General features: G+C 74.3%; 6 protein-coding genes. 2 read left to right on the forward strand and 4 right to left on the reverse strand.

Annotated elements, in window-relative coordinates; genetic code table 11:
- Positions 1-69: 69 nt before the first annotated feature.
- The gene (locus ACFWOG_RS12775; RefSeq protein WP_380357583.1) at positions 70-1,449 is read right to left on the reverse strand and encodes a serine hydrolase domain-containing protein; all 1,380 of its coding nucleotides are present in this window, start codon (positions 1,447-1,449) and stop codon (positions 70-72) included.
- Between the two features lie 388 nt (positions 1,450-1,837).
- On the opposite strand from ACFWOG_RS12775, the gene ACFWOG_RS12780 reads away from it, so the two are divergent.
- Together ACFWOG_RS12780 and ACFWOG_RS12785 are read left to right on the forward strand one after the other, a co-directional pair.
- Positions 1,838-3,508, forward strand: a complete 1,671-nt coding sequence (locus ACFWOG_RS12780; RefSeq protein WP_380357586.1) for a carbohydrate binding domain-containing protein — start codon at positions 1,838-1,840, stop codon at positions 3,506-3,508.
- A gap of 161 nt (positions 3,509-3,669) precedes the next feature.
- Positions 3,670-4,992 carry a DUF3533 domain-containing protein gene (locus ACFWOG_RS12785; RefSeq protein ID WP_329951721.1) on the forward strand — a complete coding sequence of 441 codons (1,323 nt, stop codon included), beginning with the start codon at positions 3,670-3,672 and terminating at the stop codon, positions 4,990-4,992.
- A 96-nt stretch (positions 4,993-5,088) separates the two neighbouring features.
- On the opposite strand, the gene ACFWOG_RS12790 is transcribed toward ACFWOG_RS12785, so the two are convergent.
- From ACFWOG_RS12790 to ACFWOG_RS12800, 3 genes are all read right to left on the reverse strand, one after another.
- A complete protein-coding gene (locus ACFWOG_RS12790) occupies positions 5,089-6,465 on the reverse strand; it encodes a M1 family metallopeptidase (RefSeq protein ID WP_329951720.1) in 1,377 nt (458 codons plus the stop codon).
- A gap of 154 nt (positions 6,466-6,619) precedes the next feature.
- A complete protein-coding gene (locus ACFWOG_RS12795; protein WP_380357591.1) occupies positions 6,620-10,663 on the reverse strand; it encodes a Pls/PosA family non-ribosomal peptide synthetase in 4,044 nt (1,347 codons plus the stop codon).
- A 369-nt stretch (positions 10,664-11,032) separates the two neighbouring features.
- Complete coding sequence (locus ACFWOG_RS12800) at positions 11,033-11,899, reverse strand: NmrA family NAD(P)-binding protein (protein ID WP_355400417.1); 867 nt, start codon at positions 11,897-11,899, stop codon at positions 11,033-11,035.
- Positions 11,900-11,956: the final 57 nt, after the last annotated feature.

Consider the following 11,956-nt stretch of genomic DNA (forward strand, 5'->3'; position numbering starts at 1 on the left):
CCCCGGAAGGACTGCGGGGGGACGGCGGCGGGGAGCAGCGGGAGCGGGGGAGCGGAGGCCGGGGAGGGCCTAGAACGCCTGCCACCCCTGGGGGTCGAGGCCGCCGGGGATGACCTCGGCGGGGCCGTAGGGCTCGCGGGTGAGCACGAACGTGCCGATGTCGAGGTGGCTGACCGATCCGTCGCCCGCCCGGACCACCCGCAGGGTCTCGCCGGCGTAGTAGCCGTCGAGACCGGTCCAGGTGCCGTCCGCCTCGGCCCGGAAGCGGGAGCCGCGGCCGGTGAGGCCGAGCGACGAGAGCTCCAGCATCCGGTCGGCCCTGAGCCGCAGGGTGTGGGGCGCGGCGCCCCAGTACCAGGGGCCGGTGAGGGCGAGGAGCTCCTCGTCCACGTCGGGCAGCGGACGCCAGGGCTCGGGGATCCGGGGCTCGTGCTGCGCGGTGAGGGCGATCAGCTCGGCGGCGACCAGCGGCGTACGGGAGCCGTTGGTGGCGTTGGAGAGGGCGATCGCGGCGAGGCCGTCGGTGTCGCTGATCCAGAGGCCCGCCGTGAAGCCCGGCATCGAGCCGGAGTGTCCGTAGAGCGAGCGGCCCTCGTGCTGGATCAGCTGGAGCCCGAACCCGTAGCTCTCGCTCCACTCGCCGGCCTCGGGGCCGACGGCGGGTTCGCGCATCTCGGCGAGCGTGTCGGTGGAGAGGACCTTCTCGTGGCCGCCGGCCAGGAAGGCGGCCCAACGGGCGAGGTCGGTGACGGTGGACCAGAGCTGGCCGGCCGGCGCCATCAGGCCGGTGTCGGTGAGCGGCTCGGGCAGCATGACGTCCGCCCAGGGGTGGACGGCGAAGCCCCCGGCGTGCGGGTGCTCGGGCAGCAGGGTCGTGCGGTCCATGCCGAGGGGCTGGAGGACCTCCCGGCGCAGCACCTCGCCCCAGGGCTCGCCGCGCAACTGCTCGACGAGGGCCCCGAGCAGGGCGTAGGTGGGATTGGAGTAGTGGTGCCGCCGGCCGGCCGGGTGGCGGCGCGGCCGCTCCTGCTCCAGGATGTCGGCGAGGCGGGGGCGGAGCGCGCCGTCCGTCCGCTCCCACCACGGCTCCGGGGTCTCGGAGGCGAGGCCGGCGGAGTGGGAGAGCAACTGGGCGACGGTGGCGCCGTCGGCGGGCGTGCCGGGCAGGTGACGCTCGATCGGGTCGGCGAGGTCCAGCAGGCCCTCGTCGCGCAGGCGCAGGACCAGGACGGCGACGAAGGTCTTGGTGATCGAACCGATCCGGTACTGCACGTCGGCGGTGGGGGCGTGGCCGTCGATCATGCTGCGGGAGCCGCTCCACACCAACCGCTCGTCGCGGACCACGGCGGCGACCATGGAGGGCGTGCGGCCCTCGGCCTGGGCGACCGCGATCCGGTGCGTGAGCGCACGGCGGGTGGAGGGGAGCAGTTCGTCGGACAGGTCGGTCATCTGATCCTCTGATTGATATCGATGGTGCGATCGATGCGCCGCGGACGGCACGGCGTGCCCACGCTAGTTGGGAGCGCGGTCGCCTTCCACCGGTTTTTCCCGGACGTCCTGGAATGTCGCAGGATCCGGCCGGTCCGGGCCCGTCGCCGGGTCCGGGACGGAACCCGGGACGGACCTGGGAAGTACCTGGGAGCGGCCCGGTGCGGACCCGGCGCGGACCCGGCGCGAGCCCGGCAACGGGCCCGGCCCGGCGGTCGGCCGCGCACCCCGGAGCCCGACGCGCCTTCACCGTCCGTTCGGCGGACGGTCCTTGACACGGTCAATTGGTCCAGTCCATTTTGGGCTCCTCCCCGCACCTCCACCCCCACACCCCCACTGGAGGTCACCGGTGCACAAGCGCACCCGACTGCCCGCCGCCGGCGCGGCCGCTCTGCTCGCTGCCGTCGCCGCGTTCGGCGCACCCACCGTCGCCCACGCGGCGAACCAGCTCACCAACCCGGGCTTCGAGACCGGCACCCTGTCCGGCTGGAACTGTTCCGGCGGCCTCGGCTCGGTCGTCACCACCCCCGTCCACGGCGGCACCAAGGCGCTCGCCGGCGCCGCCACCGCGGGCGACAACGCCAAGTGCGTCCAGACCGTCGCCGTCCAGCCCAACACCGCCTACACGCTCTCCGGCTGGGTCCGCGGCAGCTACGTCTACCTCGGCGTCACCGGGGGCACCTCCGCCTGGACCTCCGCCGCCGACTACACCCGGCTGAGCGTCTCCTTCACCACCGGCGCCACCCAGACCAGCGCCGAGGTCTACGTCAACGGCTGGTACGGCCAGGGCACCTACTACGCCGACGACCTCAGCCTCGACGGCCCCGGCGGCGGCACCCCCACCGACACCCAGGCGCCCACCGTCCCGGGAAACCTGCGCACCACCGGCAAGTCCGCCGCCAGCGTCAACCTCGCCTGGGACGCCGCCACCGACAACACCGGCGTCACCGGCTACGACGTCTACCAGGGCGCCACCAAGGTCGCCACCGCCACCGGGACCTCCACCACCGTCGGCGGCCTCGCCGCCGCGACCGCGTACACGTTCACGGTCAAGGCGCGCGACGCCGCGGGCAACACCTCGGGCGCCTCCACCGCGCTCACCGTCACCACCGACCCGGGCGGCGGCACCCCGACCGGCTTCAAGCAGGCCGCGCCCTACCTGTACAACGGCTGGGGCAACCCGCCGGCCGCCACCACGGTCATGAACGCCACCGGCATCAAGTGGTTCACGATGGCGTTCATCCTCGCCCAGAACGGCTGCAACCCCACCTGGGACAGCCAGCGCCCCCTGCTGAACGGCGTCGACCAGGCGACCGTCAACGCGGTCCGCGCCGCCGGCGGCGACATCGTCCCGTCGATCGGCGGTTGGAGCGGCAACAAGCTCGGCCCCAACTGCGCCACCACCGCCGACCTCGCCGCCGCGTACCAGAAGGTGATCAACGCCTACGGCCTCAAGGCGATCGACGTCGACATCGAGAACACCGACGAGTTCGAGAACTACGCCGTCCAGGACCGCATCCTCGGCGCGCTCAAGATCGTGAAGCAGAACAACCCCGGTCTGCGCACCATCCTGACCTTCGGCACCGCCACCAGCGGCCCGACCTCCCACGGCAACCGGCTGATCGAGCAGGCCAAGGCGCTCAACGCCGACATCGACGTCTTCACCATCATGCCGTTCGACTTCGGCAACGCCTCGACCGACATGTACGCCGCCACCGTCAGTGCCACCGAGGGTCTGAAGACCAAGCTCAGGTCCACCTTCGGCTGGGACGACGCCACCGCCTACGCGCACATCGGCATCTCCGGCATGAACGGCCTCAGCGACAACAACGAGGTCACCACCGTCCAGAACTGGACCGCGATCCGCGACTGGGCCAACAGCCACCACATCGCCCGGCTCGCGTTCTGGTCCGTCAACCGGGACCGCGGCTGCCCCGGCGGCGGCCTGCAGGAGACCTGCTCCGGCATCGCCCAGAACGACTGGCAGTTCACCTCCATCACGGCCGGCTTCACCGGCTGACGCCACCCCGGCGGAGACCGGCCCGGCCCCCCGCACCCACGGGGGGCCGGGCCGGTCCGTGTCCGGGGCCGCGCGGGCGGGTGACCCGGCGGCGTGGCGGCGTGCGCCCGCCGAACGCCGCTCCTAGTGTCGGCCGGGCCGCCGACCACGTACGGAGACTCATGCCCGACGTCCCCGAACCGAACCTCCCCGAGCCCCCGCCGCCGACCACGGCGCCCACGACCGGAGTCCGCGCCCGGCAGGTGCTGCGCAACCCCCGGCTCTGGGTGATCCCCGCCGTCCTGGTCGGGCTGCTCAGCCTGCTGATGTCGCTGCTCTACCTCGGAGGGATCCTCGACCCGCGGGCCGACCTGCACCACATCCCGATCGGGCTGGTCGACACCGACCGCGGCGCCACCGTCGCCGGACAGCAGCGGAACCTCGGCGAGCAGGTCGTCACCGGCATCGCCACCGCCCCCGGCCAGGGGGACACGGTCTCCTGGCGCCGCCTCGACGAGGCCGCGGCCAAGGAACAGCTGGCCTCCGGCAAGCTGTACGGCGTCCTCCAGGTGCCGCCCGACTTCACCGCGGCGGTCGCGGCCCTCGGCAGCAGCGGCGGTGCGGAACCCGCACGGCCGACCGTCGTCCAGTACACCAACCCGGGCGTCGGCAGTCTTGGCTCCTCGCTCGCCGCGCAGATCGGCCAGCAGGCCGTCCGGGAGGCGTCCCTGCGGCTCGGCGGCACGCTCACCGCCCTGCCGGGGACCCAGGGCCTGGACAACGCCGCCCGGCTGCTGATCGCCGACCCGATCACCGTCACGACCGCCGTCGGCCACCCCATCGGCAGCCGCAGCGGGCTCGGACTCACCGCGTTCTACTACACCCTGCTGCTGGTCCTGGCGGGCTTCATGGGCGCCAACATCATCGGCAACGGCGTCGACGTCGCCCTCGGCTACGCCGACAACGAGATCGGTCCCTGGCGCGCCCGCCACCCGGTCGTCCCGATCGACCGCACCGGCACCCTGGCCGTCAAGTGCGCGATGTCCGTCGTGCTCTCGCTGCTGACCTCCTCGCTGATCATGTTCGCGAGTGTGGTGGTCCTCGACATGGACGCCGCCCACCTGCCGCTGCTCTGGGTCTTCTCGGTCTGCGCGACCAGCGCCGTCGGGCTCGGGGTCCAGGCCATCAACGCGGCCTTCGGCGGGATCGGCCTGCTGATCAGCATGTTCGTCTTCATCGTGCTCGGCCTGCCGTCCTCCGGCGCCACGATCCCGCTCGACGCCCTGCCGTCGTTCTACCGGTTCCTGGCGCTGTTCGAGCCGATGCGCCAGCTCACCGACGGCGTGCGCGCCATCCTCTTCTTCGACGCGCAGGCGGACGCCGGCCTGACGAGGGCGTGGGTCTGGATCGGGATCGGCACGGTGGCGGCGCTGCTCTTCGGCTTCGGGATGACCCGCTACTACGACCGCAAGGGGCTGCACCGCACCGTGCCCGAGCTCTCCTGAGCCCGGGCACGGTGGTGCGGCAACGTCCCGGCACGTCGTCCGGGCGGGCCCGGCCGCGTACCGCCGGGAACGGCCGGCGGGGGCCGGCCGGGCCGGTCAGGCCGGCGGGGACCAGGCCCGGACCGTCGAGCCGGGTGAGCCCGGCGGCAGCGGCGGCAGCTCCGGCCGCCTCAGCCAGGCCTCGAACAGCCCCTCCAACGGCGCCTGCGTGTAGCGGGCGGTGTGCGCCAGGAAGTCGGCGGAGGTGACCGTCCCGTGCCGGTGGAAACCCGCCCAGTCCCGCAGCATCCGGAAGAAGGCGGTGTCCCCGAGGGCCTGCCGCAGGGCGTGCACGGTGAGCCCGCCGCGCTGGTACAGCCGGTCGTCGAACATCAGCTTCCGGCCCGGGTCGCCGAGCCGGAGGTCCTGCGGCAGCCCGGCCAGCAGCCGGTGCGCGGAGGCGGCCCTCGCCGCCGCCGACGGTCCGCCCGCCCGCTCCGACCAGAGCCACTCCGCGTACTTGGCCAGCCCCTCGTTCAGCCAGATGTGGCTCCAGTCGCCCACCGACAGGCTGTTCCCGAACCACTGGTGGGCCAGCTCGTGGGCGATCAGCCGCTCCCGCTCCCAGCCGCCCCCGAGATGGTTGGTGCCGAAGGTCGCCACGCCCTGCGCCTCGACCGGCACGTCCAGCTCCTCGTCGGCCACCACCACCGCGTACTCGCCGAACGGGTAGGGGCCGAACACCTCCTCGAAGTACGCCATCATCGCCGGCTGCCGGCCGAAGTCGGCGGCGAACGAACCGGCCAGCCGCTCCGGCACGAACCCGGTCTGCGGCACGTTCGGGCGCTCCGCCAGCACCACCGGCAGGTACTGGCCGATCGAGACCGTCACCAGGTACGTCGAGGTCGGCGCGGACTGCTCGTACACCCAGGTGGTGCTGGACGCCCGGGTGGTCCGGGTCAGCAGCCGGCCGCCGACCACCACCGTGTAGGGCGAGGGCGTGGTGACCGCTACCTGGTACGTCGCCTTGTCGGCCGGCCGGTCGTTGCACGGGAACCAGGACGGCGCCCCGACCGGCTGGCTGGCCACCAGCGCGCCGTCGGTCAGCTCCTCCCAGCCCAGGCCGCCCCACGGGCTGCGCACCGGCCTCGGGTTGCCGGTGTAGTGCACCTCGACGGTGAACGCCGCACCCGCCGTCAGCGCCTTCGCCGGACGGACCCGCAGCTTGCCGGCCCGGTGGGTGTACCGGGCGGCCCGGCCGTCCACCAGCACCCGGCCGATCCGGAACTCGGCGAGGTCCAGTGCGAACTCGGGCAGCGCGGTCACGGCCACGGCGCTGAGCCGGGCCGTGCCGCCCAGCCGGTTCGGGCCGGGCCGGTAGTCGAGCGCCAGCTCGTAGCGGTGGACGCGGTACCGGTGGTCCCCGCTGTTCGGGAAGTACGGGTCCGGCCCGGCGGCGGGCGCCGCCGCCGGGCCCCGGTGGACACCGTTCACGGAGCCCACCGGCGCCGCGGGGGCGGCCGGAGGACCCGGGGGCTGCGGGATCTGCGGGGACTGCTGGGACTGCACCGGGCGGGGTTTCACCGGGTCGTACGCTCCTGCGACAGGGGGAGGGGGGCGGCGTGGCGGCGGGCGGGGGAAACGGTGGTCAGGAGGTGGTCTGCCACACCTCGATGGGATTGCCGAGCCACCGCGTGTCCGCGGGGACCGACTCGGCGCGCATCACCAGCGAGGCCGGGCCCAGTGTGCTGCGCGCACCCACCGAGCTGCCGGGCAGCACGATGCCGCCGGGCCCCAGGGTGGAGCCCTCGCCGAGGACGACAGTATCCATCCGCATGATCCGGTCGTGGAAGAGGTGGGTCTGCACGACGCAGCCCCGGTTGATCGACACCCCGTCCCCGAGGGTGACCAGGTCCGCCTCCGGCAGCCAGTAGCTCTCGCACCAGACCCCGCGCCCGACGTTCGCACCGAGCGCCCGCAGCCACACGTTCAGCAGCGGCGTGCCCGGCACCGCGCCGACCAGCCACGGTACAGCCAGCACCTCGACGAAGGTGTCCGCCAGCTCGTTTCGCCAGACGAAACCGCTCCACAGCGGATGCTCCACCGCCCGGAACCGCCCCACCAGCAGCCACTTCGCCGCCACCGCGACCAGGCAGGCCACCCCGCCCGCGGCCAGCAGCAGCAGACCGGACAGCAGCGCCGCCGCCAGCGGCGACCACTCGACCGCCACCCAGGAGAGCGCCGCCAGCATCAGCGCGCCGAGCGCGCCCGAGGCCAGCACCGGCAGCAGCCGGCCCACCTCGACCAGCCCGCGCGCCCAGAGCAGCCGGGCAGGCGGCTCGTAGGTGAGGCTCTGGTCGGCCTTGTCGGCCGCCCGGGGCAGCCGCATCGGCGGCATGCCCAGGTACGAGCTGCCCTTCTTCGCCTTCGCCGGCGTCGCCGACAGCACGCCCACCAGCCCCCGCTTGGGCACCGAACGGCCCGGAGCGGTCATCCCCGAGTTGCCGAGGAACGCCCGCTCGCCCACCTTCGCCTCGCCCAGCCGCACCCAGCCGCCGCCCAGCTCGTACGGCGCGATCAGGGTGTCGTCGGCCAGGAACGCACCGTCGCCGACCGTGGTCAGGCTCGGCAGCGCCAGGACCGTCGACACCTCCGCGCCACGCCCGACCCGCATGCCCAGCGCCCGCAGCCAGAGCGGCGTCACCAGCCCCGCGTACAGCGGGAAGAGGATCTCGCGCGCCTGGTCCATCAGCTGGGTCACCGACCAGGCCTGCCAGCCGACCCGGCCGTGCAGCGGGTGGACCCCGGGGACCAGGCCGATCGAGAGCAGCCGCACCGCCGCGACCAGCTGCGCCGCGTACACCACGCCGTACGCCAGGGTGGCGGGCAGCAGGCCCAGCAGGGCGCCGCCGAGCGCCCCGCCCAGACCGTCCGCGGGATCGACGAACAGGGAGAGCACCGCCACACCGGCCACGGCCGGCAGCAGCGGCAGCAGGCCGAGGGCCGTGCCGCTGGCCCCGTACAGCGCGGACCAGCGCGCGTGGCGGACCGGGCGCCCCTTCGGCCAGAACCGCTCGGTGCGGCCCAGCTTGACGGCGGGCGCGCCGCCCCAGCGCTGACCGGTCGGGATCTGCCCGGTGACGCTGGACCCGGCCACCACCTGGGCCTGCTTGCCGACCCGGGCACCGGGCAGCATGGTCGAGCGGGTACCGATCACGGCGCCCGCGCCGATCTTGATCTGCCCGACCTCCAACCGGTCACCGTCCAGCCAGTACCCGGAGAGGTCGACCTCGGCCTCCACCGCGCAGCCGCGGCCCAGCTTGAGCAGACCGGTCACCGGCGGCAGCGAGTGCAGGTCCGCCTCCGGACCGACCTTGGCGCCGAGGGCCCGCGCGTACCGGACCAGCCACGCCCCGGAGAGCGTGGTCGCCCCGCTCACCTCGGTGAGCCGCTCGGCGGCCCAGAGCCGCACGTGCACGGAACCGCCACGGGGGTAGCTGCCCGGGCGCAGGCCGCGCAGCAGCAGCCGGGCGCCGCCGGCCGCGACCGCGAGCCGTCCGGGCGGGCTGAACAGCGCCAGCGCCCCCGCCCCGACCGCCCACCAGGAGGCGGTCGGGGCCCAGGCGAAACCGTCGAGGTGCGACAGCAGGTTGCCGAGCGCCAGCAGGGCGACCGTCCAGCGCAGCCCCACCACCGTGAACAGCGGGACCAGCAGGAGCAGCTGCAGGACCTTGGCCCGGGTCGGGACCGGCGCGATCGTCCGTACCTCGTTGCGCTCCGCCGCCGAGCGCTCCAGGTGCCGGGCGAGCTTGCGCAGCGTCGGGTTCTGGTAGATGTCCAGCACCGCGGCGCTCGGGTAACGGGCCCGGAGCAGGGTGGTGAGCCGGGCGGCGGCCAGGCTGCCGCCGCCGATCGCGAAGAAGTCCTCCCGGGGGCCGCTCACCGGCACCCCGAGGATCTCCGTCCACTGCTCGGCCAGCCAGGCCTCGGTGCCGTACAGCTCCTCGGTCGGGCCGGTGGGCTGCAGCCCGGGCAGGGGCCACGGCAGCGCGTTCCGGTCGACCTTGCCGGAGGTCCGGGTGGGCAGCGTGTCGACCGTCGCGAGCAACGGGACCAGGGCGGCCGGCAGCTCGGCCCGCAGCCGCGCCACGGCCTGCTCGCGGTCCCAGCCCTCGGAGGTCACCAGGTAGCCCACCAGCAGCTGGTTGCCGCCGCGCGCGGTGCGGACCGCCGCCGCCGCGCCCGCCACGCCCGGCAGGGCCTGGAGCGCCGCGTCGACCTCGCCCAGCTCGATCCGGCGCCCGCCGAGCTTGATCTGCTCGTCGGCGCGGCCGAGGAAGAGCAGGCCCTCGGGGTCGGCCTGCACCAGGTCGCCGCTGCGGTAGGCGCGGTCCCAGCCGACCGACGGCAGCGGCGCGTACTTCTCGGCGTCCTTCTCCGGGTCGAGGTAGCGGGCCAGACCGACGCCGCCGATCACCAGCTGGCCGGTGCCACCCGGCGCGACCGGCTCGCCGGCCTCGTCGACGACGACCAGGTCCCAGCCGTCCAGCGGCAGGCCGATCCGGACCGGCCCCTCACCGGTGAGCAGCGCGGCGCAGGCGACCACGGTGGCCTCCGTGGGGCCGTACGTGTTCCAGACCTCGCGGCCCTCGGTGACGACGCGCTGCACCAGCTCGGGCGGGCAGGCCTCGCCGCCGAAGATCAGCAGCCGGACCTCGATCAGCGCCTCGGCCGGCCAGAGCGCGGCCAGCGTCGGCACGGTGGAGACCACGGTGATCTCCTGCTCGGCGAGCCACGGGCCGAGGTCGGCGCCGCTGCGCACCTGGGAGCGGGGGACGGGCACCAGGCAGGCGCCGTAGCGCCAGGCGAGCCACATCTCCTCGCAGGAGGCGTCGAAGGCGACCGAGAGCCCGGCCATCACCCGGTCGCCGGGGCCGATGGGCTCGTCCTGGAGGAAGAGCGCGGCCTCGGCGTCGACGAAGGCGGCGGCGTTGCGGTGGGTGACGGCGACGCCCTTGGGGCGGCCGGTGGAGCCCGAGGTGAAGATGATCCAGGCGTCGTCGGCGGGGGAGGGGCGGGTCTCGGTGGGCAGGTCGGCGGCGGGCGTTCCGGATCCGGGTGTGCCGGCGGTGGCCGCCTCGGGGGTGGCCGCGTCCGCGGTCATGGTGAGCGAGCGGTCGGCGCCCAGGATCGCGGCGACCGCGGCCTCCTCGAACACCAGCTGGGCGCGCTCGTCCGGGTCCTCGGCGTCGACCGGGACGTAGGCGGCCCCGGCCGCGAGGACGGCGAGGATGGAGACGTAGAGGTCGTTGGTGCCGGAGGGCACGCGGACGCCGACCCGGGCACCGGGGCGGATGCCGGCGGCGGCCAGGCGGCGGCGCAGCTGCTCGACCTCGGCGGCGAGCGCGCGGTAGCTGAGGACGGTGTGGCCGTCGTCGAGGGCCGGCTCGGCCGGGTGGTCGCGGACGCTGGCGTCGAGGATGTCGATCAGGGTGCGCGGGGCGGGCGCGGGGCGGCCCGGGTAGCGGGCGTGCTTGCCGTCGGTGTCCGGTCCGTCGACGGCGTGCGGCCCGTCGCCGGGGGCCGTGGGCTCCGGCGAGGGCCGGTCCGCGGTCGCCGGGTCCGTGTGGTCCGCGGCCGTCCGGCTCGCAGCCGTGTCGCCCGCCTCCGTCTGGTTCGGTTCAGCTGTCATAACAGCCGTGCGCTCCTTGTCCTGCCCCGTCCCGACCGATGCTCGACCCTTGGGGGCGGTGGGAGCAACCGCCTGACGGGGTGACCCCACTCCGGGGCCGGAGCGGACAACCCGACCGATGGTAGCCCCGGGTGATGAACGGCGTACCGACCGACACTCTTCCCAACTGGCGCTGAAATGACCGAATCTGACTGTCCGTCAGTCAACAACTGCGCGACCGGCTCATTGATGTGACGGCCAATCAGTCATTTTGACGGACCGTCAGATGTGTTTTCCGGTCGTGACCCACGCCACATCGGATTGGCTCCTTTCGGGGCGACGGGCCCGCCGTCCGGGGATCGGCGGGCCCGTCGGGGTGTCCGGCAGGGGTCAGTGGAACCGGTGGAGATGCTCGCGGAGGAATGCCTCCAGGGTACGCGGAGCGCGACCGGTCAGCCTGGTGGCGGCGTCGGTCGGCGACTCCGGCCGCTCCACCGCGAGCCGCTGGATCTCCACCACGTGGGTGGCGAGCCAGTCCGGCATCCCGGCCCGTGAGACCAGGTGGGCGTGCAGCTCGGCCGGGGCCAGGTCGATGTACCGCACCGGCCGGCCGAGCAGCGCGCTCAGCAGCTCGGCGATCTCCTGGTGGCTGTACGCCCGTCCACCGGTGAGCTCGTGGACGCCGCCCGCGGCCCTGGGATCGGTGAGGACGGCCGCCGCGACGTCGCCTATGTCCCGGCAGTCGACGTAGTTGCAGCGGGCGCTGCCCGTCGCGCCGTGGATCAGCCCGGCGGCCGCGATGCCGGGCGAGAGCAGCAGCAGCTTCTGCATGAACGCGTACGGGCGCAGGACGGTGGCCGTGGCGCCGGAGGCCCGCAGGTGCTCCTCGATCCGGTGGTGGCCCCGGGAGACGGCGACGGGGGAGTCCGGCTCGGCGGCCGGGGCGGAGATCTTCACGATGTGCTCCACACCGCTCCTGGCCGCCAGGTCGACGGCCCGCAGCTCGTGCTCGACCTGCTGGGGGCCGTTGGCCATGGTGAGGAGCAGCTGTCGGGCGCCCTTGAAGGCGGCGGCCAGCGACTCCGGGTCGCCGGCGTCGGCGGCGACCGCGTCGACCAGCGGGCGGGTGCGGTCGTCGAGTCCGGCCAGCAGCCGGGCCGGGTCGCGGCTGAGGGCGCGGACGGGGATGTCCCGCGCGGTCAGGCTGCGGAGGGTGGCTCCGCCGGTGGCGCCGGTGGCGCCCATGATGACGATCATCTCTGGATCTCTTTCCGTGGGTGTGGGTGGGGCCGGTCCGCGCGGCGGGGTGCCCGT

It is taken from the genome of Kitasatospora sp. NPDC058406 (assembly GCF_042722765.1).
Taxonomy (GTDB): domain Bacteria; phylum Actinomycetota; class Actinomycetes; order Streptomycetales; family Streptomycetaceae; genus Kitasatospora.

Coding starts and splice junctions, on each gene's coding strand:
- ACFWOG_RS12775 (WP_380357583.1), bottom strand. CDS start 1,449: ATGACCGACCTGTCCGACGAACTGCTCCCCTCCACCCGCCGTGCGCTC.
- ACFWOG_RS12785 (WP_329951721.1), top strand. CDS start 3,670: ATGCCCGACGTCCCCGAACCGAACCTCCCCGAGCCCCCGCCGCCGACC.
- ACFWOG_RS12795 (WP_380357591.1), bottom strand. CDS start 10,663: ATGACAGCTGAACCGAACCAGACGGAGGCGGGCGACACGGCTGCGAGC.
- ACFWOG_RS12800 (WP_355400417.1), bottom strand. CDS start 11,899: ATGATCGTCATCATGGGCGCCACCGGCGCCACCGGCGGAGCCACCCTC.